Here is a 25,549-nt window from a genome sequence, read left to right on the forward strand (position 1 = left end):
AACGGAAGCCCTAGGAGGCTGCCACCAGAGCGCGTTCGGCGGCGACGTCGAAGTCGGCCTTGGGCCAGTCCAGTTCCAGGCCTCCGAGGGCGTCCAGCAGAAGCTGTTGAACAGCGATCCTGGCGTACCACTTCTTGTTTGCCGGCACGACGTGCCAGGGAGCGACTTCCGTTGAGGTCTTCTCAAAAGCGATGTCGTAGGCCGCCATGTAGTCGTCCCAGTAGGCGCGCTCGGCGAGGTCGCCCCGGCTGTACTTCCAGTGTTTGGCGGGATCGTCAAGCCGGGCGATGAGACGCTCTTTCTGTTCGTCCTTGCTGATGTTCAGCATGACTTTGACGATAGTGGTGCCCTGCTCTGCAAGGCGTGCCTCAAAATCGTTGATTGCCGCATACCGCCGCTCCAGTTCCTGGCCATCCGCCCAGGCGTGAACGCGGTGGATCAAGACGTCCTCGTAATGCGAACGGTCGAAAACGCCCACCATGCCCGCAGCAGGTGTCTGCTTCTCAATCCGCCACAGGAAGTCGTGGGACTTTTCCTCTTCCGTGGGTGCCTTAAAAGCGGCCAGGTGTACGCCCTGTGGGTCCATGGCGCCCACCACATGGCTCACAATCCCGCCCTTGCCCGCAGTATCCATGGCCTGCAGGATCAGCAGGAGCCGTTTGGAGCTGCCGAACTTGCCCTCGGCGAAGAGTTGCTCTTGCAGCCCGGCCAACCGGTCGTCCTGGGCGGCAAGCAGCGCCTTGCCGTCAGCCTTGGCCCCCGGGTAGCCGGGAGTGGATTGGGGGTCAACGCCAGCCAGCGAAAAGCCCGGGCCAACCTTCAGAACTTCGGCCGGACTCTTGGCGAACTCAACTGCAGCAGCCATGTGGCGGTACCCTTCTGTCCGGCCGCGCCCCGATGGCGCGGCTATGCACCTCAGGCTAGTTGCCCGGGTACCTCGACAGGAAGTCCGCCATGCGGCCAATCGCTTCTTCGATGTCCTTGACGTTGGGCAAGGTCACCATCCGGAAGTGGTCCGGACGAACCCAATTGAAGGCACGCCCGTGGGAAACCAGGATCTTTTGCTCCTTCAGGAGGTCAAGGACAAACTTTTCGTCGTCCCTGATGTGGTAAACCTCAGGATCCAGTTTCGGGAACAGGTACAAGGCACCCCGGGCCTGCTGGGTGCTGACTCCCGGGATGGCATTGAGGAGGTCGTAGGCTTTGTTGCGCTGTTCCAGCAGCCTGCCGCCGGGCAGGATGAGGTCGTTGATGCTCTGGTAGCCGCCCAGCGCAGTCTGGATGGCGTGCTGCGCCGGGACGTTGGCACACAGGCGCATGTTGGCCAGGAGGTTGATGCCTTCGAGGTAATCCGCAGCGTCCTTCTTCGGCCCGGAAATAGCCATCCACCCGGCACGGTAACCGCACACACGGTAGGCCTTTGACAGGCCGCTGAACGTCAGGCACAGGACGTCGTCACCGGTCAGTCCAGCCAAATTCACATGCACGGCGTCTTCGTACAAGATCTTTTCGTAGATCTCATCGGCGAAAAGCACCAGGCCGTGCTTCTCCGCCACGGCCACAATCTTCTTGAGCGTCTCCTCCGGGTAAACGGCACCCGTGGGGTTGTTCGGGTTGATCACCACGATGCCCTTGGTCCGTGGAGTGATCTTCGATTCGAGATCGTCAAGATCGGGCTGCCAGCCGGACTCCTCATCGCAGAGATAGTGCACCGGGCGGCCACCGGCCAGTGCAACCGAGGCCGTCCACAGCGGGTAGTCCGGGGTGGGGATCAGAACCTCGTCGCCGTCCTCGAGCAAAGCCATGAGGGACATGGTGATGAGTTCACTGACCCCGTTGCCCAGGTAAATGTCGTCGACGTGGATGTTTTGGATGCCACGGGTCTGGTAGTACTGCGATACCGCTGTCCGGGCCGAGAAGATACCGCGGGAATCGCTGTAGCCCTGGGCGTTCGGGAGGTGGCGGATCATGTCCACCAAGATGGCGTCAGGCGCTTCAAAACCAAACGGGGCCGGGTTTCCGATGTTCAGTTTGAGGATTCTGTGACCCTCCGCCTCCATCTGCTGGGCGGCCTGAAGAATCGGTCCACGGATGTCGTAGAGGACATTATGAAGCTTGGTGGACTGCTTGAATTTCGCCATTCCTCAAATATGCCACACGGGTGATGCAGTTCAGCTGAGACTTAACTCACATATACGACGACGGCGGTGACGGAGCCGCGCGGGTCCGTCACCGCCGTCGTACGCGGTTTTATGCGGATGCTACTTAACGATGCCCTTGTCCTTCAGCCAAGCGGCTGCGGCGTCCTTGGGTGCCTGCTTCTGGTCGCCACTGACGGCCCTGTTCAGGTTGATCAGATCGTCGGTGGTGAGGATTTTGGAGACGTTGTTGAGTGCTTCCTTGGCCTTGTCCGTCATCTTTGCCTTGTTGTAGAGCGGCAGGACCTGCTGGGCCTTGAAGTTGTTCTTGGGATCTTCAAGAACAACGAGGTCGTTGTCAACGATGGACGGCGTGGTGGTGTAGATGTCGGCCACCTGGACCTTGTCTTCCAGCAATGCCTGCAGGGTCAGGTTGCCGCCGCCGTCACTGAACGGCTGCAGGCCCTTGAGTTCGCAGTTGTAGTTCTTCTTCAGACCGGGGAAACCGTACGAGCGGGTCTCGAACGTGGCCGGGGCAGCCATGGTGAAGTCCTTGCACACCTTGGCCAGGTCCTCGATGGACTTCAGCTGGTACTTCTCGGCCGTCGCCTTGGTAACTACCATCGCGTCCTTATCCTCGGCTTTGGAAGCCTCCAGGACACCCAGGCCCTCGGGAAGCTTGCCGGGGAGCGCCTTGTAGACATCATCGGCCGAGACCTCCGCGGCCTCTGTGTCGACGAAGGAAAGGAGGTTCCCGGAGTAGTCCGGAACGAGGTCAATGGACCCGTCCTGCACGGCCTTGAAGTAGATCTCGCGCGAACCGATGTTCGGCTTGGACGTAGCCGTGAGGCCTGCGGCGTTGAGAGCGCCGACATAGATCTCGGCAATGACCTGGCTCTCGGGGAAGTCAGCGGAGCCCACTACCAGGGAGCCTCCGGCAGAGCCACCGGGCGCCGCCGAGGAAGGGGTGGCCAAGGGGCTGCCACCGCAGGCGCTCAAGGCGAGGGCCACACCCACACCGGCTGCGAGGCCGCCAAGACCACGGCGTGTAAGGGTCATTGGGACGGGGTTCTTCATGGTGTACCTCCTTGAACGGCAGCCCCGGCTGGCGCCGTGGCTGTGAGATCTTCGGCCGCCTTGTGGCTGCCTTTTGCTTTTGAGTCGAGGGTCAGTCCCGGTGAGAGGACAAGCCGTTGCACACCGGCGAGGATCAGGTCCACGGCGATCGCAAGTCCGGCGATAAGCAACGAGCCGCCCAGCATCCTGGGGAAGTCCTGAAGGACAAGGCCGTCGAACAGGTACCGGCCCAGCCCTCCCAGCGGCAGATAGGCAACCACGGAAACAGTGGCAATGACCTGCAACACCGCCGTGCGGATACCGCCGAACATCACTTGCAGTCCGTTGGGCAATTCCACTCGGAACAGGATTTGCAGTTCGGTCATGCCCACGGCCCTCGCAGCGTCAACGACGTTGGCGTCAACACTGGAAATACCGGCATAGGTACCTGCCAGGAGTGGCGGCACGGTGAGGATCACCAGCGCCCAGACCGGCGGCATCAGGCCGCTGCCGGCGATTAAGGCGAACAGGACCAGCAATCCGAGGGTAGGCAACGCCCGGAGCGCGCCGGCCACAGCGACAGCCACAACCCGGCCACGTCCCGTGTGCCCGATGAAGAGGCCCACCGGGATAGCGATCACGGCCGCAATGAGCAACACCAGGGCGCTGTACTGCAGATGTTCGAAGAGCCGGGTGGGAATCCCGCCGGTTCCGGTCCAGTGCTTGGGGTCGAGCAGCCAGGCAATGGTTTCAGCGAAAATATTCATCCGGACGCCCCCGTATCGGGCCGAAGGCTTGCACGCGGCAGGCCAGGACCGGACTTGGGTTCAGTGATCAAGGTGGTGGCGTCAGCTCCCGAAGACTTGCCACCTGCCGCACGGGTCCAAGGCGTCAGGAGTCGTTCCAACACCACAAGAACAGCATCCATCAGCAAGGCCAGCACCAGGATGGCAAGGATTCCCACCACCACTTCAGTGATGAAGGTCCGCTGCAGTCCGTCGGTGAAGAGGAATCCAAGGTTCCCTACGCCCAGCAATGCCGCAACGCTGACCAGGGAAATATTGCTGACCGACACCACGCGAAGACCGGCGAACATGACCGGGAGGGACAACGGGAGGTCTACCTGGAAGAAGCGGGCCATGGGTTTGAAGCCCATGGCAACGGCGGCGTTCCGGAGATCGTCGTCCACCGAGTCGAACGCATCCATCGCTGCGCGGACCAGCAAGGCCACGGCGTAGATGGTCAGCGCCACCACCACATTCAGGGGGTCCAGAATCCTGGTCCCCAGAATGGTGGGCAGGATGATGAACAGGGCAAGCGAAGGAATGGTGTAAAGCAGTGACGTAGCAGTAGCCACTACCGAACGGAGTGTGCTGTTCCGCCGGGCCAGCTGGGCCAGGGGAATGGAAATCAGCAGTCCAAGGACCATCGGAATGATCGCGAGAACCAGGTGCTGGCCGGCCAGGCCCAGGACCATGCCGCTGTTGGCAAGGAACCACTCCATCAGGTGGCGTCCTCCCTGTGGTGCCGGACTTCCTCGATCAAGGCCAGGACCTCCGGCGCCTTCAGGACTCCGGCAACCCGGCCGTCGTCGTCTACCGCCACGCCAAGACCCGACGGTGACGACAACGCCGCATCCAGGGCGCGACGCAGCGTGTCCCCCTTGCGGAAGAGCGATCCGCCGGGGATCAGGCCGGCGCCGTCACGCGGCGAGGACCACCCCAGCGGACGGGTGTCTTCGTCGACCACGAGCGCCCATTCCCCCGAGCGACGCCCGGCACTGTGGCCGTCGTTGGCGCTGACCATGGTCACCGGGTGCAGGGTCACGGCGTCCGCGGCGTTGAAGGCGAGGTGCCGGAAACCGCGGTCGCGGCCCACGAAGGAGGCAACGAAGTCGTTTGCCGGTGCCCTGAGGATTTCCTCCGGCGCGGCGTACTGGGCCAGCTTGCCACCGACGGCGAACACCGCAACTTTGTCGCCGAGCACGGTGGCTTCGTCGATGTCGTGCGTGACGAACACGATGGTCTTGGCAAGTTCACGTTGCAGGCGCAGCAACTCCTGCTGGAGTTCGTCGCGCACCACTGGATCCACTGCACTGAACGGTTCGTCCATGAGCAGGACGGGCGGATCAGCAGCGAGCGCCCGGGCAACCCCGACACGCTGCTGCTGCCCACCTGAGAGTTGGCTCGGGTAACGCTTCCCGAGAACCGATGCCAGGCCGACGACGTCAAGCAGTTCCGCCGCGCGTTTCCGCGCCGCTGCCTTGGATACGCCATTAAGCCGCGGGACGGTGGCGATGTTGTCCAGCACGGAGCGGTGCGGCAAGAGGCCCGACGACTGCATGACGTAACCCATGGAGCGGCGCAGCTTTGCCGCCGGAACCTGGGACACATCCTCACCGGCCACGGTGATGGTCCCGCTGGTGGGCTCCACCATGCGGTTGATCATTCGCAGTGACGTGGTTTTGCCGCAGCCCGAGGGCCCCACGAACACGGTAATGGCACCTTTGTCGATGGACATGGTGAGATCGTCCACCGCCGGTTGCCCGCCCTGGTATCGCTTGGTGACGCTCTGGAACTCAATCATGGCTTCGGCCATACCCGGGCTTACCTATCTGTGGTCGAGAACATCGGTAGAGCCTGATGATCATATGCACTCTTATTACTTGGCTGCAAAGCAATCTTCACCCCAGCGTAGCCAGCACCACCGACGATGTCAGCGGCGGCACGATTTCCGTAATCAATCGGCAATGTTTACCGCTTCCTTCGTTTGGCTCCCCTGCCGGACCGTTCCTGGGCCTGGTCATGTTTGTAACGTTCGACGGCGCGTTGGCCCCTGTCTGCCGACATCACCTTTTGGTGCCATTCGCGCTGGTAGGCGCGGCGGGCCGCGGCATCATGTTTGCGGTTCAGGGCAGCGAGCTCGCGTTGCAGTTTCAAGTAGCTGGCCCATCGCCGCGGATCCAGGGCCTCCTCGGCGAGCGCTTGCTGCACGGCGCAGCCCGGCTCCGCCTGGTGGGCGCAGTCGGCAAAACGGCACTGGGCGAAGAGTTCATCAAGGTCACCGAACATCTCCTCCATCCCGTCCTCCGCGTCGAAGAGCCCGAACCCGCGCACCCCGGGAGTGTCCATCAGGACAGCTCCGCCGCTGAGGGGCACCAGTTCCCTGGCCGTTGTGGTGTGTTTGCCCTTGCCGTCGCCGGCGCGGACGGCACCGGTCTGCTGGACGTCGCGGCCTGCCAAGGCGTTGATGAGCGTTGATTTCCCCGCTCCTGACGGACCCAGCAGAACCAGGGTGGCGCCGTCGGGGATGTGCTGCATGAGTTCGTCGAGCCCATCGCCGTGCTCGGCGGAGGTGGTGACCACCTCCACGCCCGCAGCCTGGAGGATGACCTCCCCCACGACGTCATCCGCGAGGTCCGCCAGGTCGGCTTTGGTAATGACCACCAGCGGTGTGGCCCCTGAGTCCCAAGCAGCCACCAGGGTGCGCTCCAGGCGGTTGTGCGTGAGGGGCCGGTCCACAGGGACCACCACTGCGACGATGTCAATGTTGCTGCCCAGGATTTGTTCCTCGGAGGACGCCTCGAAGGCCCGCTTGCGGCTCAGCGCGGAATAGCGTGGAAGGACGGCGACGACGGCCGGCTCGCCTGCACTGTTCCGGCCGACCCAGACCCAGTCCCCCGTGGCGGGCACCAGTCCTTGGGTGGGATAGGGCAAATGCAGCAGGCCTTCACCGGAGGCAACGAGAACGCGGTTGCGGTCCAGGCGGACCACCCTTCCGGGGCTGGCTGCGTCCTGGTTGTCCGCCGGAAGATTGGCGCTGAAGAGCGCTGCTGTCTTGGCTGTAAAGCCGTATTCCGCAGGTCCGCGGAATGGCATGGTGCTGCTCAATGAAGGGTCGCTTGAAGAAGCGTAAGTATTCGCGTAGTTATTCGCGGAAGTATTCAATGGGATGCCTCTGCTGAGGCCCGGTTGCCTGCTACTGGCGGGCAGATGCCGGGACAGGATGAGTGGTGTGATGACGGTGCGCCGCCGCGTGCGGGGCGCGCGAAGTTATGGCAATCATCAAAATCCACCTCCTTGGGCATCAGGGCCGGCATGGAAGGCCGGCAACGATGCCAAGCCTAGCCAACCGTTGGGCAGCTTGGCTAGCCCTCCGTGCCGGGCTTTCCGTCTGCCGGGCGCTCACTGTGGAGGCGCAGTGCCGTGTCGACCAGGGAAACCCTGTTCAGCTTCCCGACGTCATGCAAAGGAATCCACGCGGCATGGGTAGTACTGCCATCCACCTCGTAGGTCAGTTCTCCGCCCACCACGGTTGCCTCGTAGACAATACGCAGGGCCTCGAAGCCCCGAACGGAGCCGTCCGCCTGCGTCTCCCCGGGCCAGTGTCCGACGTCGATCCCCAACATCCGGTCAACCCTGGCCTCGTAGCCGGTTTCCTCCCGGACTTCGCGCCGGCACCCATCAACGGGGTGCTCGGCGAAATCCAAGCCTCCGCCGGGCAGGGTCCACCCCTCCTTGTCATCCTGCTTCCAGTAGGCCAGCAGGATCCGTTCCTCCTTGACGATTACGGCGTAGGCTGCGGGGCGGGTGTCGAACTGCGGGCTCATCGTGCCAGCATAATTCGCTTTGCCTGATCCCTAGGGCAGTTCGGCGGCGGCGATGGGGCCGGGCTCTTCGGGACCAAGGTCCGGCTGCTCGCGAAGCTCGACGACGGTCCCCGGCTTGCCGAGTTCAAGAACCTTGATGCGGTTGAGGCCAACGTTCAGCAACGGTGCGGGCGCGTACAGGGTGGCCTGTGGTCCTTTTTCCCAGTACCGTCCGAGAAGGAAACCATTGAGCCAGACGAAGCCCTTCCCGGAATCGGGCAGGGCAACGTAAGTATCAGCCGGTTCCCGCAGGTCAAAGTCGGCCCCGGCGAGGTCTTCCAACTCCTCGCTGCCCCACTCGGAGAGTGCCACCGGAACCTGTGTCCAGTGGAACGTGTAGCGCTGGTTGATGAGGACTCCGCCCAGGATTCCCTTGCCCTGCCCGGTGAGGGGCCCGTAGTTGATGCGGCCCAGGTTCTCCACCAGAATGTCCAGCTTGGCGGAGGCACCAGTCCCTGTCAGGGGCAAGCCTTCTGCGCCGCTCGTATCGTCCAGCACTCCGGCAAAAGCGCCGTCCACCCAGATGTAGGCGCGGTCGTTCAGGCCAGTGATCTTCAACCGGCACTCGCTGGGAGAGTCGGCGCGGCCCGGCAAGATGGCGTCGGCGGAGTACAGGACCATACCGGCGTCGAGCCCCAACTGTTCGAAGCTGAGGGGCTTGACACTGCTGACGGGCTTGCCGGAGCTGCGTGCAAGCTCCAGCACGTCCGGTCCGGCCGACAATGGCAGCGACTGCGCCGGGACCACCGGAGGGTCCGCCAGCAATTCGGCGGGGAGCCCGGGCATCTCCTCAATGCCTTGCGCACGGAAGAATTCTGCCCGGAAGGCATGGAACTTAGGCGTCAGGGCACCGTTCTCCGCGATGGGCGCGTCGGAGTCGTAGCTCGTGACCGTCGGCTGCAGGCGGGAGCCATCGTGGTTGCTTCCGGATCCGAGGCCGAAGTTGGTCCCGCCGTGGGCCATATAGACGCAAACGGAGCCGCCAAGATCAAGCATCTTGCGGGCTTCATGCGCTGCATCGGCGGCATCGCGCCGGTGGTGGTGTTCGCCCCAATGGTCAAACCAGCCGCCCCAGAACTCGACATTGAAGAACGGTTCACCTGGGCGACGCCGCTTCCATGTCTCCACGGCTTCATCTCCCCGGCTTCCCAGCGTCGCTGTAGCCCACGTTCCCGCGACAGAGCCGCCGTCCAGAAAGTAGTCCGTGCCGCCGTCGGCCGTGAACAGCAGCTCCGTGATGCCGCGCTCTTCGAGGACCCGGCGGTTCCAGCGGATGTATTCATGGTCATCGCCGTAGCTGCCGTACTCGTTCTCGATCTGCACGGCCACCACCGGCCCGCCCAAGGAGGCCTGCCGGGAAGCAACGATCGGCAGTAGGTGGTCGAACCATTCCTCAATGGCGGTGGTGAATACCGGGTCCATGCACCGCAGCCCGATGCCCGGGATGCCGGTCAACCATGACGGGAAGCCTCCGTTGTCCCATTCTGCGCAAATGTAGGGACCCGGGCGGACGATGACGTCCAGACCTTCCTCTGCTGCGAGGTCGATGAAGTGGCCAACATCCCGCCTGCCAGTGAAGTCCGGTGCCGCATCACGCTGCGGCTGATGGAAGTTCCAGGCTACGTAGGTGTCAACAGTGTTGGCCCCCATGGCCTTGAGTCGACGCAAGCGGTCCCGCCACAGATCGGGGTGAACCCGGAAGTAGTGGATGGCTCCAGCGAGGATGCGGTACGGTTCACCCGAACGGTAAAGGACAGCGTCGTGGTAGCTCAAAAGGGCGTTGTTCACACGGAACAGATTAGCTCAATTTCCAACATTTATGCACAGGTGATGAACACGTGACCAATCTTGATACTTCCCCTGCACAGGAAGTTTGCCCTGCCGCACCCGAAGGGCAGGGTCCATGCGTTCAACTGTGGCCCGAACGCGAAGTCCCCCTGGGCGGCGTCCGCGCGATGAACGTCATGAGGACGCTGCCGCAGCGTGGACTGCCCACCGTAGGGGCCTGGTGCTTCCTGGACAGCTTCGGCCCGGACCGGGTGGCGATGAGCGTCCTTCCCCACCCCCACTGTGGTCTGCAGACAGTCACCTGGCCATTGGAAGGTGCCGTGCGGCACCGTGACAGCGTCGGGAGCGACGTTGTGGTGCGGCCCGGCGAGCTGAACATCATGACCGCCGGCAACGGTATTTCGCATTCCGAGTTCTCGGTCCTTCCGGCCACCACCGAAGACGGTTCCAGCCCCCTCGTCGAGGAATTGCCGGTGTCACGGGGACTTCAGCTCTGGGTTGCCCTTCCGGATGAGCATCGCCACCGCGCGCCGTCGTTCGAGCAGGTCCGGGATCTGCCGGTGGCCGTGGGAGACGGCTTCTCCGCCACGGTGATGGTGGGCGAGTTTGCCGGACAGCGGTCCCCTGCCACCATGTTCAGCCCCATCGTTGGCGCCGACATCGTGGGATCGGGCCTGCTGGAACTTCCATTGCGGCCCGACTTCGAGCACGCTGTACTGGTCCTGGACGGCCGCCTCGTCATTGACGGCCAGGAGGTGCAGGCCGGTCCCCTGGCCTATCTTGGCGCCGGCCGGAGCAGCCTCGCCGTGGAAGCGCAACCCGACACCCGCTTCATGCTCCTGGGCGGCGAGCCTTTCGGTGAAGACCTCCTCATGTGGTGGAACTTCGTTGGGCGGACGCACAAGGAAGTAGAACAGGCCCGCGAAGAATGGGAGGCCGAAGGATTGCTCGACGCCGATGCTGCCGCGGCCTCGCGCTTCGGCCATGTCCATGGCCACGGACCAGATGCTGGTCCCGAAGCCGGCCGCATTCCGGCTCCCCCGCTTCCCGGGGTCAAGCTGCGTCCCCGTACGCGCGGCTGAGCCTTATTTCCGGCTTGATGCCCGCTGCTCGGCAATCAGACGGGGAACGCCAAAGACGGGATCCTGCCGCAGGATCCGCACATCCGTGATGCCTTGTTCGGCGAGTGCCGCCGTGAACGCTTCCTGCAAACGTGGAACGTTCATTCCCAGTCCGCTGCCCAGGATGACCGGACCGTTCAGGCCCAGCTGGCGGGTGGCCTGTCCGGCGAGGTCGGCGAGGTCACGCCCGGCCTGCACCACCATTGCCTGGCTGGCCTCGTCACCGGCGTCGGCGGCTTCCACCACAACCCGGGCCTGTTGTGCCCAGTAGCGGCGGCCGGTGTCAGGTGAATGGAACAGGGCTATGAGCTTCCCCGGCTCATCCACTCCGCAGGAATCCAGGAGAGCGCGGCTCAGCCGGTCAGGCTCCAAGCCCTGATTCATCCGCCGCAAACTGTGCCGGACGGCTTCCCTTCCGAGCCAGTACCCGCTTCCTTCATCCCCCAGGAGGTAGCCCCAGCCACCCGCCCGGGCTTCCTCACCGGCGTCGTTCTTTCCCCACGCCGCCGAACCGGTCCCGGCAATGACGGCCACACCAGTGCCAGCTCCCCCGGCCGCCAGCAGCAGCCTCGAATCGTGGACCACGGTGATGCGCGCCCCCGGCGCGTGGGGGGCGATCAGGTCTGCGAGCGCCTGGGCATCTTCTTGCGTATCGATTCCGCCGGCACCTGCGTATACCTGGTCGATCCGGCCACCACCGATTTTTCCGAACAATTCGGCCAGGTTCGCCGCAGCCTGCTCCCGGCTGACATTCTGGACGTTGGCACTGCCTGACGTTTCATCCCGGACCGGTTCGTCGTCCTGAAACCTCACACCGCGGGTCTTGGTGCCGCCTATGTCGAGCCCGATAACGGTGCCGCTCGCGGCCGCGGAGGGGGCAGGGGAATGCAGTGCGGAGTCATGATTGTTCACCGTGAAAGACTAGCTTGGAGCGTCCTGAGGAGGAACCGACCATGCCTCAATTCCTGTTTGGCACACCATTTATTGCGGCCCCGATGGCAGGAGGGACATCAACAACGAAGTTGGTACACGCTGTTCATGAGGCCGGCGGGCTGGGCTTCCTCGCTGCCGGGTACAAGAGTCCCGGGTCCATGGCTGCGGAGATCTCCGCTGCGAGGGCGCTGGGGATCAGGTTCGGCATGAACGTCTTTGTTCCGGACCCGGACGCACTGTCGCCGGGGCCCAAGGAGCGGGCACGGCTGGAAGCCTACCGCGCCGAGCTGGAACCAGAGGCTGCGCGCTACGGTGTCACTTTGCCCCCGCTTCGCCTCGATGACGATGACGCCTGGCAGGAGAAGATCGACATCCTCGTGACGGACCCGGTGGAAGTGGTGAGTTTCGCTTTCGGCCTCCCTGGGCGCGAAGTAGTCGGGTCCCTGCAGAAGGCCGGAACACTCGTTGTCACCAGTGTGACCAGTGTTCAGGAAGCCCTCGCCGCTGCCGAGGAGGGCCCTGACGCACTGGTCGTCCAGCACGCCTCCGCAGGGGCACATACTGCGGCCTTCCTGGCCGGCATTCCGGATACATCGCCAGCCAGTACGACGGCGGACCTGGTCGCCCGGGTGCGGGCCGCCGTCGGGCTTCCGCTGATAGCTGCCGGCGCGATCATGGACGGCAATGCGCTCCGCGGGGTCCTGGCTGCCGGTGCAACAGCCGCCCAGGTTGGCACCGCCCTGCTCCGCACGGACGAAAGCGGCGCGCGCCAATCGCACAAAGACGCGTTGGGGAATCCTGAGTTCACTGAAACCGCCATGACCCGGGCTTTCACGGGACGTCCGGCACGTTCCCTGGTGAACGAGTTCGTGCAGGATCATCAGGATGCCCCCAAGGGCTACCCGGCCATCCACCACCTCACTGCCCCGGTCCGTGCTGCGGCGTCCGCGGCGGGCGATCCGCACCGCCTCAACTTGTGGGCAGGAACGGGCTGGAAGCAGGCGCGGACAGGATCAGCGAGGGATGTTGTCAGGGAGTTCCTGAACGGGCTCTAACGAGTTCGGCCAACAGTTCGCCGCCTTCGGTCACCACCAGTTCGCGAAAAAGCCGAACCGCGTCCGGCTCGAAAGTCCGCTCCCGCCAGGCGATGCCAATCTGCCGGAACGCCAGATCGGATTCAATGGGCACCTCGACGAGCCCCAGTTCCGTCTTGGGCAGATATTGTCCGGTGCCGGAGCCGGGCCCGGCGGGCGGGAGGATGCTGAACCCCAACCCTGCCGAGACCAGCCCTCGGGCAGATGTGGACTCCTGGACCTCAAAGGCAATGCGTGGCCGGAACCCTGCTTCACGGAACAGTGCCTCCCCCAGTGCCCGCAAGCCGACTCCGGCCGGCAGCGTCACGTAGGGGTCGTGCCGCAGCTCCGAGAGCTTGACGCTGGGCCGCCCGGCCAAGGGGTGCCGGTAGTGCAGCACAGCCCTCAGCGGCTCCCGGTACAGCGGATGGGAGCGGATGCCACGGCCCTCCGGCGCTATGGGCGCCGTCAAGGCGAAGTCCATCTCCCCACTGGCCAACTGTTGCAGGCAATCGTCGCGGGGTCCCTGCCAGAGTTCGAACGCTGCGTGGGGATGGCGGCCGCCGAACGCACTGATCAGGAGAGGGAGGGTGGCTTCGCCGAACGTGTGCTGGAACGAGACTCCGATCCTCCCCCGCACGACGTCCGATTCGTGGCGTACCCGGTCCAGGCCTGCCTGGAAATCCTCCAGCGCAGCGTCGATGTACGGGAGGAGGGCCTTCGCGGCGGAGGTAAGACGTATACCGCGTCCGTCCCGCACCAACAGGTCCATCCCAACGATCGCGCTGGCCCGAGCCACGGCCCTGCTGACCGTGGACTGCGGTACCCCGAGCAATTCCGCGGTTTCCGTCATATGTTCGGTGCGGCCCAGTTCTGCCAGGACCGGCAGGAGCGGGAGGAGTTGGACAAGCTGCTGGTGATCCGGTTCCACGACGTTCCCTTTCAGCAACACAACTCATGCATATCTGCATCAATTATACGTAACCCATGCATTGGAATGGGTAGTCGAGGTCGTCCTACTCTGGGCCGGTGAACAGAACGAGCATTGAGGCTGAAACCGAAAGCTGGGACGGGCACGCCAAGGGGTCCCGCGGCTACAGCCGTGTTCTGGCGGCATTGGCCCTGGCCGGCGTCGCGACGTTCGCACAGCTGTATTCCACCCAGGCCGTGCTGCCCCTCATGGCAGCGGACCTCCGGATCACTGCAGCGGAAGCCGCACTCAGCATTTCGCTGGCCACGGTTGGTCTCGCCGCCACCGTGCTTCCGTGGTCGTTTGTTGCCGACAGGATCGGCAGGGTCCGTGCCATGGCCATCGGCATCGCTGCCGCTACGATCCTGGGGCTGCTTGTTCCGCTGGCCCCGAATGTGCCCATGCTGCTGGGTCTGCGGATGCTGGAAGGCATGGCCCTGGGCGGCATACCCGCAATCGCCATCGCGTACCTCAATGAGGAAGTCACCAAGATCCATACCGCCCTGGCCGCCGGGAGCTACGTAGCCGGCACCACCCTGGGCGGCCTTGCCGGGCGACTCGTGGCGGGTCCCGCCGGCGAACTGTGGGGCTGGCGTGCAGCGACCCTTGCCGTGTCCCTGCTGGCCACCGTGTCCGCCGTCCTGTTCCTGGTGCTTGTTCCCAAACAGCGGCGCTTCACGCCAGCCCCGGCCGCAGGGTTCCGTGGCGCCCTCAGTACGTTGGGCGGACATTCACGCAATCCAAAACTCCTGTCCTTGTACCTGCAGGCGTTCCTCCTCATGGGTGGCTTCGTAGCGGTCTACAACTACCTGGGTTTCCGGTTGCATGCCGAGCCTTTTGGGCTGCCAGCCACCCTGGTCAGCCTCATATTCCTTGCCTACTTGTCGGGCACGGTAAGTTCCCGCTGGGCGGCCGGGCTCACCACCAGGTTCGGACGGCGGAACGTCCTGGTAGCGGGCATCGCCGTTTTGTCGGCCGGGTTGGCATTGACCCTGGTGGATAACCTTGTGGCCATCCTTGCCGGGCTGGTAGTTTTCACCGGCGGTTTCTTCGCGGCCCACAGCGTGGGCTCCGGCTGGACCGGCGCCATTGCCACTACCGGCCGGGCACAGGCAGCGTCCCTGTACAACCTGTCCTATTACCTCGGTTCCAGCGTGATCGGATGGGCCGGAGGCCTGGTCTTCCAGCACTTCGGCTGGACCGCTTTGGCGGCGGGCGTCATCGCCCTGTCATGCACGACGGCGGCAGTCACCTTGGCAGTGCACCGTTCACCACGGATTTCCCCCTGATTCGGGCCGTGTTGGTCCTACAATCGGAGGCATGACACAGCTCGCGAGTACACGGGTACTGTCGTCGCCGGAACGTTTGCAGGCGTTTACCGATGCCGTGGTGGCGATTGCTTTGACCCTGCTGATCCTTCCCCTCATGGAGAGCGTGGGGGAACTGGCCGATCATCACGGAACCACGGCGGAATGGCTCGTCGAGGAACAATACGCTTTGCTGGGCTTTGCCCTCAGCTTCATCCTCATTGCCGTGTTCTGGACGCATCATCACCGCATGTTCCGCAAGGTCCGGCAGATCGATTCGGGTTTGTTGTGGCTGACGGTAGCCTGGATGTTCTTCATTGTGGTCATGCCCGTGTCCACGTCGCTCTCCACCCAGATGGACGCCGATTGGGCCCAACCCCTGGTGTACATCGGGACATTGTTTGCCACCAGCCTCACGCTTCTCCTGGCACGCATCTATCTCCGTTCACATCCCGAGCTTCACGAAATGGACGCGGTGGAGGCACGCTCCGGAATCCGGGCAGGGGCGATAGTGGCCGGGCTTTTCCTCGCCGCCCTCGTGCTGGCCCTTGTGATTCCATCCGCGGGAAATCTTCCGTTGCTCCTGATGTTGCTCAGCGAGCCACTCCAGCGCTTGGACCGCCGGAGGGACCGCAGCAAGCCCGCGCAACGATAGTCACCTGAAGAATTCACCGCTTAGGATGGGTGGAAGGCAATTTCAGGAGGATCCGTGAGCAACCCCACGAAGAATGTTCGGTCGAGCACGGGCAGCGCAGAGCCGTTGGACGCGATCGATGAGCGGATCCTCGCTGCCTTGGTAGATGACGCCCGCATTTCCAACAAGCAGTTGGCAGAACTCGTGGGGATCGCACCGTCCACGGCCCTGATGCGTACCAGGGCCCTGTCCGAGCGCGGCATTATTGAAGGCTTCGAGGCGGTGCTGAGCCTGCCGGCCATTGGCCGCTCGGTACAGGCTTTGATCGCTGTCCGCCTCCGCGCCCACGACCGCGACCAGATCGACCGTTTCACGGCGCGCGTGCCCAAGCTCCCGGCCGTCATCTCAACGTTCCACACCACCGGTTCGGTGGACTATCTGCTGCACATCGCCGTCGCAAATACCGACGACCTCCGCAACTGGCTCCTGGACAACCTAGCCACCGACCCCGTGGTCGGCCACACGGAAACCACCATGGTGTTCCAGCACATCCCGGGCAACCGGGGACCACTCCCCGAGTAACACCGGATCCCTGCCAACACCGGCCCCCGCAGCATCAGATCCGCAGGGCACTCTTCATGGACACGGCGGCCAGCGTCAGCGCGGCGAGGCCACATAGCGCGGTGAAGCCCACGACGGCGGCCTGCAGGCCAAGTGCCGTCACGGCAAGTCCCAGCCCAATCACCGGAACAGCGCTTCCAAGGTAGGTAATGACGTACACCGTGCTGATGACTTGCGCGTGCCGGGCCGCCTCTACCTTTCCGGCGACCTCGTTGAATACCTGCCGGAAGGCAATTCCCTGGCCCATGCCGGCCGAGATGCTCGCTGCCACCAGCAGCCAAGGACTTGACCACGCGGCGGCAGCTCCCACGAGGACCACGGAAACACCCAGTACTGCGAGCGCCGCGGGAACAACGAAACGCCCACGGACACCCAGCAATTGACTGAGTGCTGATGCGCCAAGGGTGACTCCGGCAAGCACTCCGATCAAGGGCCGGGAGTCTGCGTGAACCACTGTGGCGAAGTATCCGGGAGCGAGCGACAAGCAGAAACCGAAGACCGCAAAGCTCAGGAATCCAGTGGTGGCCGCCATCCAGAAAGCTCCCCTGGCCTCGTGTGAAATGGACGGTTTCCGGGGCGCCAGCACCCTATGGGCTTTTGGACCTTCTGCGGGGGCGATCGCGGGCCTGGCTTTCAGCAGCCACAGGGGAATGAGGGCGGCCAGCAGCACGGCCGAGTGGACGTAGTACGGCGTGCGGGTGGGCTCCGGGAGGAGCGACAAAAGACCGCCAATGGCAGGACCTGCAGCCACGCCACCTGCCGAGGAAAGCAGCGTGAAGCGAGAAGCCCAGTCCGGGCGTTGGGGCAGCAACTCCCGCAGCGCCGCGGAACTTGCTCCGGTAGCGAGGCCGACGGCGACCCCCTGGAGCGCCCTGCCGACAGACAGGGTAAGGAGGGAATCTGCGTTGGCGAAGATCACCCCGCCCGCCAGGCCCACCAGGACCGCGAGCACCAGTGCCGCCCGTCGGCCGATGTGATCCGACCAGTGCCCTGCCACCATGAGGACAGCCACCAACGCCAGCACATAGCTGGAAAAGGCCACGGTCACGTCAAGCGATGACAAGCCGATCCTGGCCTGGAGCAAGGGGTACAGGGGTGTGGCGAGGTTCGCGCCAACCAGCAACGTGAAGATCACGACCCCTGCCAGGACCAGCCTGGCCGTGGTGGAGGCATCCCATCCCCAGCGCTCGGCGGTGGCCGGACGCATGCGGAGTTCGCTCAAGACAGTCATTTCCATGCCTTCGGACTCGGTTGCCGGTTTTGGCCTCCTTGTGGGAAACGCAGGCCGGCTAAGTATTGATGGCAATAGAATGCAGGAGGACTGAACTTTGGGAGCTGTAAACATGCAAGGATTGAGCAAAATACTCAAAGACCTAGCAGCCGAGTGATCTGGAGTGACCATTTGAACACCCTCGACCCCATGGACCTGCGGATCCTCCTGGAACTGATCAAGGATCCGCGCATCCAGATCGCCGAACTAAGCGACGGTCTGGGCATCGCGAGGAACACCGCCCAAAGCCGCCTTAAGCGTCTGCTCCGCACCGGCGTCCTTCAGGCCGCGGGACGGGAGGTCGACCTGGAGAAGGTGGGATACGACGTCGTCGCTTTCGTCACGATCGAGGTCACCCACCGCGAACTCGACGGCGTCATCGGCGCCCTGCGCCTCATCCCCCAGGTCCTCGAAGTGCACGAGATCTCCGGCCGGGGAGATTTGTGGTGCCGGGTGGTGGCAACCGACACCCATAATCTGCAGTCCGCACTGCGCTCGGTCCTCCGCACGAAAGGAGTGATCAGGACGGAAACGGTGCTGGCGCTCCACACGCACATCCCTTACCGCACGGAACCGCTCATCGGCCGGATGGCCTCAGTACCAACACGCAGCAGGAACGAGAACCAGAGCCCGGGCGCGGAGGCCTGAACGAACTAGGATCTTAGGCATGGATTGGCTCTCACATATCTCCCAGATCAACTGGCTCGCCGTTCTCCTGGCCTTCGTTTCAAGCATGGTGATCGGCTTTGTCTGGTACATGCCGGCCGTTCTTGGACGCAGGTGGATGCAGGCCATCGGCAAGACCGAGGACGATCTGAAGAACATCGACGGCGGAGCCGGGATCTGGGTACCCATGATGCTCGCAGCGGCCGTGACCAGCATCCTCCTGGCGATCCTGCTCAGCGCGCTTGACATCAACACTTTCTGGGCAGGCGCCGTCTTCGCCCTGATCATCGCCGTGGTCTTCCGTGCCGGTGGCCACGTGATCCACAACGGCTTTGCGGGACGCCCCTCGACGGTTACCGTGATCGATTCCGGCCACGACATTCTTGCCATGACTGTTGCCGGGGCGATCATCGGGGCCATGCAGTAGCGTTCAACCTGTGACCATTATCGACAACGCCGTGTACGTGGACGGCGTCCGCACTGCCACCCCCCACAGCCTCGAGCAAACCTTTGAGACATTGGCCAAGCACGGCGGCATGGCCTGGATCGGCCTCTACCGCCCCACGCAGGAAGAAATGGCCGCGGTGGCCCGGGAGTTCGGCCTCCACCGGCTGGCTGTGGAGGATGCCGTCTCGGCGCACCAGCGGCCCAAGATTGAGCGCTACGACAGCAACCTCTTCACGGTTCTCCGACCGGCGAGGTATCTGGATGACTCCGAGTCCGTGGAGTTCGGGGAACTCCATATCTTTACCGGCGTCAACTTTGTGGTGACCATCCGCCATGCCGAAACCGGCGGGGTTGCCCGTGTCCGCCACCGCCTGGAAGCACGGCCGGATCTTCTCTGCCACGGCCCGGAAGCGGTGCTGTACGCGCTGCTGGACCAGGTGGTGGATGATTATGCGCCCGTGGTCGCCGGCCTGGAGAACGACATCGATGAAATCGAAGACCAGCTCTTCAGCGGTGACAGCGCCGTTTCCCGCAGGATCTACGAACTCGCCCGCGAAGTGATCCAGTTCCAGAGGGCGATCCAACCCCTGCCGGACATCATGTCGCTTCTGGAGAAGGGTTTCGAGAAATATGGCGTGGACATCGAGCTGCAGCGTTCCCTCCGGGACGTCGAAGACCACGTGCAACGCGTCATTTCCCGTGTGAACTCGTTCCGGGACCTCCTCCAGAACGCGTTGACCCTGGACGGCACACTGACCGCAAACCGGCAGAACGAGGCCAGCGCGGCCCAGAACGAGCAGGTCAAGAAGATCTCCTCCTGGGCTGCCATCCTCTTCGCGCCATCGTTCGTGGCAGGAATCTACGGAATGAACTTCGACCACATGCCCGAGCTCCACTGGGACCTTGGTTACCCCATGGCGATCGGCCTCATGGTGGGCGTGGCACTGCTCATGTACGTCATCTTCAAGCGCAAAGGATGGCTGTGACGCCACTCTTGAGGCCAACTCCACGAGCAACCCGGGACATCGCCCGGAGGTTGCTCGAAGGAATAAACCTCGACGCCGGACAGTCCGGCTTTGCGCTCGAAGACAGCCAGCAGCGTGCAGCCGGGCGGTTGGCGGCCATGGGTGCGGAGGTGACGGTCCGGCGTCGGACTCTTTCGCGGAAGATGCCACGGAGCCTTTACCTGCACGGACCTGTGGGACGGGGAAAGACCTGGCTGATGGACAGCTTCTTTGGGCAGCTCGATGTGCGCAAAAGGCGGGTGCATTTCCACGACTTCTTCCGCAGCCTCCACGCCGGAACCCACGGTTCCCATGCCGGCAGCTCGACGGCCATCCAGCATTCGGTGGACTCGTTGCTGGATGACATTGAGGTGCTCTTCTTTGACGAATTTCACGTCCACGACGTCGGCGATGGCATGTTCATTGCGCGTCTGCTGCGAACTGCCGCGCAGCGCCGCATCCCCTTGGCGGTCACGTCCAACTACGCGCCGGACGAGTTGCTGCCCAACCCTCTTTGGCACGACCATTTCCTGCCCACCATTGAGGCCATCAAGGAGATGATGGACATAGTGACAATCGATGGTTCTTCAGATTTTCGACGCTTCCCCGCAGCCGGGTCCGCAGAGCCCCAAGGCAGGGAGTCCTTCCGGGCAGGACGCATCGTGACACCCGGTACGTCCCGCCAGCTGGGCCGGCTGGGCCTGTTCATCCCGTCCCCGTCGCAGAGCCGGGTGCTGACCCCCACCACCCAGCCGATCGTCGTCAAGAACTCCGATCCCGACCTCCTGTGGGTTGGATTCGAGGAGTTGTGCGGCGGGTTGACCTCCACGTCCGACTATCTGGCACTGGCCGAAACGTTCACCACCTGGGTGATCGACGGCGTCCCCTCACCTGCGGCCGCCGATGCGGCATCCGCGCCGGCCTGGCAAAGGTTCAGCAACGTGGTGGACGTGCTGCACGATCAGGACATCATGTTGTTCCTGATCGGCCCCGGCCCGCTGGACTGGGACGTCGGGGCCGCCCGCAGCGGCCTTCCGATGGACTTCGCCCGCATCGCGAGCCGCCTGTCCTTGCTCGGACGGTCCCACGCGGACGACGACGCTGCACGCGAAGAGGCCGCCGGAAGCTGAGCTTCCGGCGACCTTCCCCGTCATGCGCGTTGCGTCGGGCTGTTGCCGGTTCCTAAAGGGCGCCACCGGCAGCGGAGGGCGCGCTGGCGTCGTGACCGCCGTCGCCCACTGCTTCGCGGGCGACGTAGTTCTCAATGTCGAAGAGATTCTCGGCGCGTTCTGTGATGTTGAGCAGCGTGGTCATCGAAGCGACCTCTTCAACCTGTTCCTTGAGGAACCACAACATGAACTGCTCGCCCAGGGCGTCGCCTTCGGCACGGGCAGCACGGAACATCTCCTCAATGTTGCGGGTGACTTCCCTCTCCTGTTCCAGGGCAAGGGCGATGGGTTCCTTGGCGTTGGTGAAGTTGTTCCGCACGGGGGCAATGCCCGGAATCTCCACGTGGACGTTACGGTCCAGCATGTACTGGACCATCATCATGGCGTGGTTGCGTTCTTCCAGGGACTGGCGGTAGAAATGCCGGGCAAGCTGTGGCAAATCCTCACCGTCGAAGTACACAGCCACAGCGATGTACTGCTGGGAGGCTGCAAACTCATTGGCAACCTGGGCGGACAACAGTTCATTGAAAGTCTTGTTAGCCATGGCTAGATCCTACAGCCGCGCGACTGCGTCCTAGACGGGCGGACACACACGGCTTAGGGCAGGAGAAAAGTGAGTCCGACACCGGCCGCGGCAGCCAGGACACAGGCGGCCATGGAGCCCACACCGTTGATCAGGGCCAGCCCTGCCCTGCCGCTCTGGATAAGCCTGATGGTCTCCAGGCTTGCCGTGCTGAATGTCGTATAGCCTCCCAGGAAACCAGTGCCCAGGACAAGGTACAGGGTGTCGGATACCTCGCCGCGCATCATCAACCCAGCCAAAAATCCGAGCACTAAAGAGCCCGAAATGTTGATCAGGATGGTGCCCCAGGGGAGGGCGGTCTTCAGCCTTGCGCGAAAGAGGCCATCGACCATGAATCTGGCGACTGCGCCCACTCCTCCAGCCAAGCCAAGCAGAAGGACCGTCATGATCGGGCCCGCTCCGTCAGTCTGTGATGCCAGGCGCCGAGCCATATTCCCGCAGTCGTAGCGGCGGCCCCGCCCAGCAGGCTTGCCGTCAGGTAGCCCGCAGCTGCGGGAACTGCGCCAGCGTTAAGCAAATGCACGGCGTCCACGGCCAGGGTGCTGTAGGTGGTGTAGGCGCCCAAGAACCCCGTTCCCAGCGCAAGCCGCAAGACCCGGCGGTTTCCGACGTCGGGACCCCTGCGGGAGAGCCCCTCCAGAAGGGCACCAAGGGCCAAAGCCCCGGAAAGGTTGATGATCAGGGTGGGAAGGGGCCAAGCTCCGGGCGCGGGGATCACCATTCCCAGGCCATAGCGTGTCATTGCCCCCAGCACCCCTCCGGCGGCCACTATCCCCATGAACCGCCAGTGCAGATGTACCGGGCGTGTGGCTTTACTCGTCGTCATCGTCGTCCGGGACCCGCGGGTTCACAGGCACCACCAGCACAGGGCGGTTCTGCCGGTGAGACAGATGGCGGGCCACGGAACCGGCAGTTGCGTCCTTGAGTGCCGCGGTCAGGCGGTGTTCGCGTGTACCCACCACAATCATCGACGCTCCAATGGCCTCCGCCTCGCGGGCCAGGGCACGCGCAGGTTCCCCCGCCAGCGGCGTGATCGACCATTGGATATCAAGTCCGGACAGTTGATCCGCGATGGTCTTCTTCAGCGCTTCGATGGCGTTGCGGGAATCGCCGTCCACGCCATCGGGATCAATGGGTGCCGCCGATCCTCCTGTGGTTCCATCCACGGGATAGACGGTGACATCGGCGTAGGCGAACACCAACGGAAGGTGTGTGCCGTCGGCAACCACGGCTGCCTGCTCCACCACCGACGGATGCTGCCCAGGCATGACGCCCACCAGAATGGGTCCGTTCATGCCGCCGGATACCTCACGACGACGGGCAGGGGTCTCAGTCACAGGGCAATTCTACGGCGCGGCACGGCACTGGCCGTGCCCTCAGGACCTGTGTCGGCGCCCCGTCAGCAGCGCACCCAGCAACGGGATCACTGACGAAAACATCAGCACGTCGCCAAGAACCGCATCCCCTCCCCTGACCACGGAACCGGCAATGAGCAACGCAGCGAAGAGCACAGCAGCCACCCCGTAACGGGCCAAACGTATGAGCCGCGCCAGCTGGCGTTCCAGCTTGTGGTTCGAAACCTGCAGCGACCCGTCCTCGACCCGGGTGATCAAGCTGTCAAGGCGTTTCGGTAGGCGCAAGGCCAGCGTCGCGGCCTCCATCGCCTGGGAGGCAATGTCATTTACCAGATTGCCGCGTTCATCACGAAGGAGCTGTGCCGCGTAGGGCTCGACCGAATCCCACAGATTGAATCGGGCATCCAAGGAACTGCAAACCCCGGACGTCAGGGACATCGCCCGGATAACAAGCAGGAAGTTCTCCGGCAACTGAAACGGCAGTGAACGGATGACGCTTCCGAACTCTGCGCCGAAATCGCGGAACTCCCGCGGATCCACGTCACGCAGTTCGGCGAAACCCATGCCTCCAAAGCGGGCAAAGAGCTGTGTCATGGCCCGCTCCAATTCGACCGTATCCGCAGAGGGCATCAGCACGCCGACGTCGCTGATGGCGGCCACCAGCCCCTTGCCGTCCCGTGAGGCTGCTGCGATCAGGAGCTTCCGAAGGCCGGACCGTGTCTTCGCCGGAACCTCGCCCATCATGCCGAAATCGATGAACGTCAACTTCCACGGATGTTCCGAGGTGCCGGTGTTCGGGGTGACGAAGATGTTTCCGGGGTGCGGGTCGGCGTGAAAGAAGCCATTGGTGAACAGTTGGTCAAACATCACTGACGCGAAAACGGGCGCGACAGTCGCGGGATCAATTCCCGCCAACCGCAGTGCCTCGGTATCCGTGATCTTGATGGCGGTCACGTCTTCAAGGGTGAGCACACGGCGGGTGGTCCGCTCCCACACCACTCCCGGCACCGTCACGCGTGGGTCATGGGCAAAGTCAGCGGCGAACCGCTCCGAATTCGCGGCCTCGTTCAGGTAGTCGATCTCCTCAAGGCTGGTCTGGGCAAATTCCTTGATCAACGCGGGAACATCGGCACGGTCGGACACAATGCGGATCCGGCTTAGCCAGCCTCCCACCCTGCGCAGTGCGGCAAGATCGATATCGACGATGGTCTGGATCCCGGGCCGCTGGACTTTGAAAACCACGCTGCTCAGCCCAGTGTCCTCCGCGTTGCCTGCCAAGAGTTTGGCACGGTGGGCTTGTCCGAGTGAGGCCGCCGCGATGGGCACCTCCTCAACGGAGGCGAACACCGACTCCAAGGGTGCGCCGAGTTCGGCCTCCGCGAGTTGGCGGATGGCTTGGAACGGGACGGGCGGCACTTCGTCCTGCAGGCCCTCCAACTCGGCGGTGATCTCGGGCGGCAGGACGTCGAGCCTCGAGGACATGAACTGTCCCACTTTGATCATCAGGCCGCCAAGTTCCACCGCGAGTTCGTGGAACCGTTGAGCGAAACGCGTCATTCGCCGGGCACGATTGCGTTCAGTCAGCCGGCGCAGGCCCAACCTTGGCAGGAAAAGCTCGAACCACCACGTCACCGCAAGATGCCAGGCAGCGAACCGCAGGATGCGACGGTAACGGGCACGTGCACTCACAGCGCCCGGGACGTGCTCTGCCTGATCCGGTCGAACCGACGTCACCCCTTCAGTCCTGGGCGAGGATCGAGTACAGACGGCGGCGAGCCTCTTCGAGCACCGTCACCGCTTCCCGAACCTGTTGTGGCGTGCCTGTCCGGCCCACTTGCGCTGCGGCCTGGGCGAGCTCGACCCCGGCTTTGGGCAATGCAGCGAACCCGGGACCCGATGCAGCGCCCACGGAGCCCCAGGGTGCGGACGTCTCGGAGCTTGCTACATCTTCCCTGCCTGCTTCGGTCAGGGCGTAGATCTTGCGCCCGCTGGATTCCTCGGAACTGACGAATCCCTCATCAGAGAGCAGCTGAAGCGTTGGGTATACGGAACCCGCGCTGGGCTTCCAGCTTCCGCCGCTGCGTTCCTCGATTTCCCGGATGATCTGGTAACCGTGCATGGGACGCTCAGCCAGGAGGGCCAAAATCGCGGTCCTTAGTTCGCCGCGCCCGGCCCGGCCCCCGGAGCGCTTCTCGAAGCGTGACCGGAACTCTTCCACGGCCTGCCACATGCCATCCAGGTTGTTGCCCATAAAGCCATTTGAAGGGAATGAATTGTGCATCAAGCTCACCTCTGAGATTCGCGAACGATACTGAACGATATAGTCAACGATATAGGTGACGGGGGTCCAAAACAATGGGCATCAGCTGGCAGGATCGTACTGGAAAGCCCTGACTTCCTGGGCACAGCGGCACGCCGCCGCCATCCTTGTGGCCCATTCCAGTGCGGCCTCGTAGGAGGGCAACTCCAGGATGGAATAGCCACCTTCGAGCTGCGACGTTTGCGGGTACGTTCCCTCCCGAACCGAGCCGCCGCCGTCGACCATGACCGGCGGGATGCTTTCATCGATACCCCCGCCGAACACCCACACTCCTGCGTCTTTGGCCTCCTGCACTACGGCGTGGGCCGCTGCAGCCACTGCAGGGAGTTCTTCCTCAGTGATGTCCATGGCAGCACTGGGAAAAGAGATCAGGTACTTGGTCATCGCGATGCTCCTTCAGGCACGGCTGGGTAATCTCGTCATCCTTGCCGATCCTCCGGGGCCCG

At 63.6% G+C, this 25,549-nt stretch carries 28 protein-coding genes; 9 read left to right on the top strand and 19 right to left on the bottom strand.

The features are described 5' to 3' along the window. Positions 1-10 precede the first annotated feature (10 nt). The 9 genes from PV760_RS00095 to PV760_RS00135 form a co-directional block, all read right to left on the bottom strand. Positions 11-865 carry a polyphosphate kinase 2 family protein gene (locus tag PV760_RS00095; RefSeq protein WP_018776570.1) on the bottom strand — a complete coding sequence of 285 codons (855 nt, stop codon included), beginning with the start codon at positions 863-865 and terminating at the stop codon, positions 11-13. A gap of 55 nt (positions 866-920) precedes the next feature. Next, positions 921-2,141, bottom strand: coding sequence for a pyridoxal phosphate-dependent aminotransferase (locus PV760_RS00100; RefSeq protein ID WP_018776571.1), 1,221 nt, complete (start codon positions 2,139-2,141; stop codon positions 921-923). Between the two features lie 120 nt (positions 2,142-2,261). After that, the gene (locus PV760_RS00105; protein WP_354626882.1) at positions 2,262-3,215 is read right to left on the bottom strand and encodes an ABC transporter substrate-binding protein; all 954 of its coding nucleotides are present in this window, start codon (positions 3,213-3,215) and stop codon (positions 2,262-2,264) included. Then, a complete protein-coding gene (locus tag PV760_RS00110; protein ID WP_354626883.1) occupies positions 3,212-3,961 on the bottom strand; it encodes an ABC transporter permease in 750 nt (249 codons plus the stop codon). The genes PV760_RS00105 and PV760_RS00110 overlap by 4 nt, the downstream gene beginning before the upstream one ends. Beyond that, a complete protein-coding gene (locus PV760_RS00115; protein WP_018776574.1) occupies positions 3,958-4,698 on the bottom strand; it encodes an ABC transporter permease in 741 nt (246 codons plus the stop codon). The genes PV760_RS00110 and PV760_RS00115 overlap by 4 nt, the downstream gene beginning before the upstream one ends. Then, positions 4,698-5,792, bottom strand: a complete 1,095-nt coding sequence (locus PV760_RS00120; RefSeq protein ID WP_039242277.1) for an ABC transporter ATP-binding protein — start codon at positions 5,790-5,792, stop codon at positions 4,698-4,700. Before PV760_RS00120 ends, PV760_RS00115 begins: the two co-directional genes overlap by 1 nt. 155 nt (positions 5,793-5,947) lie before the next feature. Then, on the bottom strand, positions 5,948-7,072 hold the full coding sequence (rsgA, locus tag PV760_RS00125; protein WP_018776576.1) for a ribosome small subunit-dependent GTPase A: 1,125 nt from the start codon (positions 7,070-7,072) through the stop codon (positions 5,948-5,950). A gap of 269 nt (positions 7,073-7,341) precedes the next feature. Then, entirely contained in the window at positions 7,342-7,803 is a 462-nt protein-coding gene (locus tag PV760_RS00130) for an NUDIX hydrolase (protein ID WP_018776577.1), read from the bottom strand. Between the two features lie 30 nt (positions 7,804-7,833). Beyond that, entirely contained in the window at positions 7,834-9,630 is a 1,797-nt protein-coding gene (locus PV760_RS00135) for a glycoside hydrolase family 35 protein (protein WP_354626884.1), read from the bottom strand. A 50-nt stretch (positions 9,631-9,680) separates the two neighbouring features. Between PV760_RS00135 and PV760_RS00140 the strand changes: the two genes are divergently transcribed. After that, positions 9,681-10,712, top strand: a complete 1,032-nt coding sequence (locus PV760_RS00140; protein ID WP_354626886.1) for a pirin family protein — start codon at positions 9,681-9,683, stop codon at positions 10,710-10,712. 3 nt (positions 10,713-10,715) lie between these two features. On the opposite strand, the gene PV760_RS00145 is transcribed toward PV760_RS00140, so the two are convergent. Beyond that, on the bottom strand, positions 10,716-11,663 hold the full coding sequence (locus PV760_RS00145; protein WP_064721632.1) for an N-acetylglucosamine kinase: 948 nt from the start codon (positions 11,661-11,663) through the stop codon (positions 10,716-10,718). A 41-nt stretch (positions 11,664-11,704) separates the two neighbouring features. Between PV760_RS00145 and PV760_RS00150 the strand changes: the two genes are divergently transcribed. Beyond that, positions 11,705-12,739, top strand: coding sequence for a nitronate monooxygenase (locus tag PV760_RS00150; RefSeq protein WP_354626887.1), 1,035 nt, complete (start codon positions 11,705-11,707; stop codon positions 12,737-12,739). Here the strand turns inward: PV760_RS00150 and PV760_RS00155 are convergent. Next, entirely contained in the window at positions 12,714-13,688 is a 975-nt protein-coding gene (locus PV760_RS00155) for a LysR family transcriptional regulator (RefSeq protein WP_354626888.1), read from the bottom strand. The genes PV760_RS00150 and PV760_RS00155 overlap by 26 nt on opposite strands. A gap of 98 nt (positions 13,689-13,786) precedes the next feature. On the opposite strand from PV760_RS00155, the gene PV760_RS00160 reads away from it, so the two are divergent. Genes PV760_RS00160 through PV760_RS00170 form a run of 3 tightly spaced genes read left to right on the top strand, consistent with a single transcriptional unit; the run spans position 13,787 to position 16,250 of the window. After that, positions 13,787-15,016, top strand: coding sequence for an MFS transporter (locus PV760_RS00160; RefSeq protein WP_354626889.1), 1,230 nt, complete (start codon positions 13,787-13,789; stop codon positions 15,014-15,016). Positions 15,017-15,047: 31 nt separating this feature from the next. Beyond that, positions 15,048-15,689, top strand: coding sequence for a TMEM175 family protein (locus tag PV760_RS00165; protein ID WP_026266980.1), 642 nt, complete (start codon positions 15,048-15,050; stop codon positions 15,687-15,689). Positions 15,690-15,743: 54 nt separating this feature from the next. After that, positions 15,744-16,250, top strand: coding sequence for an Lrp/AsnC family transcriptional regulator (locus tag PV760_RS00170; RefSeq protein WP_011775479.1), 507 nt, complete (start codon positions 15,744-15,746; stop codon positions 16,248-16,250). Positions 16,251-16,284: 34 nt separating this feature from the next. On the opposite strand, the gene PV760_RS00175 is transcribed toward PV760_RS00170, so the two are convergent. Next, on the bottom strand, positions 16,285-17,520 hold the full coding sequence (locus PV760_RS00175) for an MFS transporter (RefSeq protein ID WP_354626890.1): 1,236 nt from the start codon (positions 17,518-17,520) through the stop codon (positions 16,285-16,287). A 171-nt stretch (positions 17,521-17,691) separates the two neighbouring features. Here PV760_RS00175 and PV760_RS00180 point away from each other — a divergent pair, with 171 nt between their 5' ends. The 4 genes from PV760_RS00180 to zapE are packed head-to-tail and all read left to right on the top strand — an operon-like array spanning position 17,692 to position 20,806. Next, on the top strand, positions 17,692-18,207 hold the full coding sequence (locus PV760_RS00180) for an Lrp/AsnC family transcriptional regulator (RefSeq protein ID WP_026266981.1): 516 nt from the start codon (positions 17,692-17,694) through the stop codon (positions 18,205-18,207). Positions 18,208-18,226: 19 nt separating this feature from the next. Next, positions 18,227-18,652, top strand: coding sequence for a DUF1761 domain-containing protein (locus tag PV760_RS00185; RefSeq protein ID WP_055971777.1), 426 nt, complete (start codon positions 18,227-18,229; stop codon positions 18,650-18,652). Between the two features lie 10 nt (positions 18,653-18,662). Further along, the gene (corA, locus tag PV760_RS00190) at positions 18,663-19,658 is read left to right on the top strand and encodes a magnesium/cobalt transporter CorA (RefSeq protein WP_018776588.1); all 996 of its coding nucleotides are present in this window, start codon (positions 18,663-18,665) and stop codon (positions 19,656-19,658) included. Next, the gene (zapE, locus tag PV760_RS00195; protein WP_354626891.1) at positions 19,649-20,806 is read left to right on the top strand and encodes a cell division protein ZapE; all 1,158 of its coding nucleotides are present in this window, start codon (positions 19,649-19,651) and stop codon (positions 20,804-20,806) included. Before corA ends, zapE begins: the two co-directional genes overlap by 10 nt. A gap of 52 nt (positions 20,807-20,858) precedes the next feature. Here zapE and PV760_RS00200 read toward each other — a convergent pair whose 3' ends face one another. The 7 genes from PV760_RS00200 to PV760_RS00230 all read right to left on the bottom strand — a co-directional run bounded on the left by PV760_RS00200 (position 20,859) and on the right by PV760_RS00230 (position 25,487). Beyond that, complete coding sequence (locus PV760_RS00200; RefSeq protein ID WP_018776590.1) at positions 20,859-21,389, bottom strand: ferritin; 531 nt, start codon at positions 21,387-21,389, stop codon at positions 20,859-20,861. Positions 21,390-21,442: 53 nt separating this feature from the next. Next, the gene (gene crcB / locus PV760_RS00205; RefSeq protein ID WP_354626892.1) at positions 21,443-21,814 is read right to left on the bottom strand and encodes a fluoride efflux transporter CrcB; all 372 of its coding nucleotides are present in this window, start codon (positions 21,812-21,814) and stop codon (positions 21,443-21,445) included. Then, a complete protein-coding gene (locus PV760_RS00210; protein WP_354626893.1) occupies positions 21,811-22,254 on the bottom strand; it encodes a fluoride efflux transporter FluC in 444 nt (147 codons plus the stop codon). The genes crcB and PV760_RS00210 overlap by 4 nt, the downstream gene beginning before the upstream one ends. Next, positions 22,241-22,765: a universal stress protein gene (locus PV760_RS00215; protein WP_354626894.1), complete on the bottom strand. Its 525-nt coding sequence runs from the start codon at positions 22,763-22,765 to the stop codon at positions 22,241-22,243. Before PV760_RS00215 ends, PV760_RS00210 begins: the two co-directional genes overlap by 14 nt. Positions 22,766-22,804: 39 nt before the next feature. Beyond that, positions 22,805-24,517, bottom strand: coding sequence for an ABC1 kinase family protein (locus PV760_RS00220; RefSeq protein ID WP_354626895.1), 1,713 nt, complete (start codon positions 24,515-24,517; stop codon positions 22,805-22,807). A 4-nt stretch (positions 24,518-24,521) separates the two neighbouring features. After that, positions 24,522-25,034, bottom strand: a complete 513-nt coding sequence (locus PV760_RS00225) for a PadR family transcriptional regulator (protein ID WP_018776595.1) — start codon at positions 25,032-25,034, stop codon at positions 24,522-24,524. A 111-nt stretch (positions 25,035-25,145) separates the two neighbouring features. Then, on the bottom strand, positions 25,146-25,487 hold the full coding sequence (locus PV760_RS00230; RefSeq protein WP_055971757.1) for a YciI family protein: 342 nt from the start codon (positions 25,485-25,487) through the stop codon (positions 25,146-25,148). Between the last annotated feature and the right edge of the window lie 62 nt (positions 25,488-25,549).

It is taken from the genome of Paenarthrobacter sp. CC6, assembly GCF_040560085.1.
GTDB lineage: Bacteria > Actinomycetota > Actinomycetes > Actinomycetales > Micrococcaceae > Arthrobacter > Arthrobacter nicotinovorans.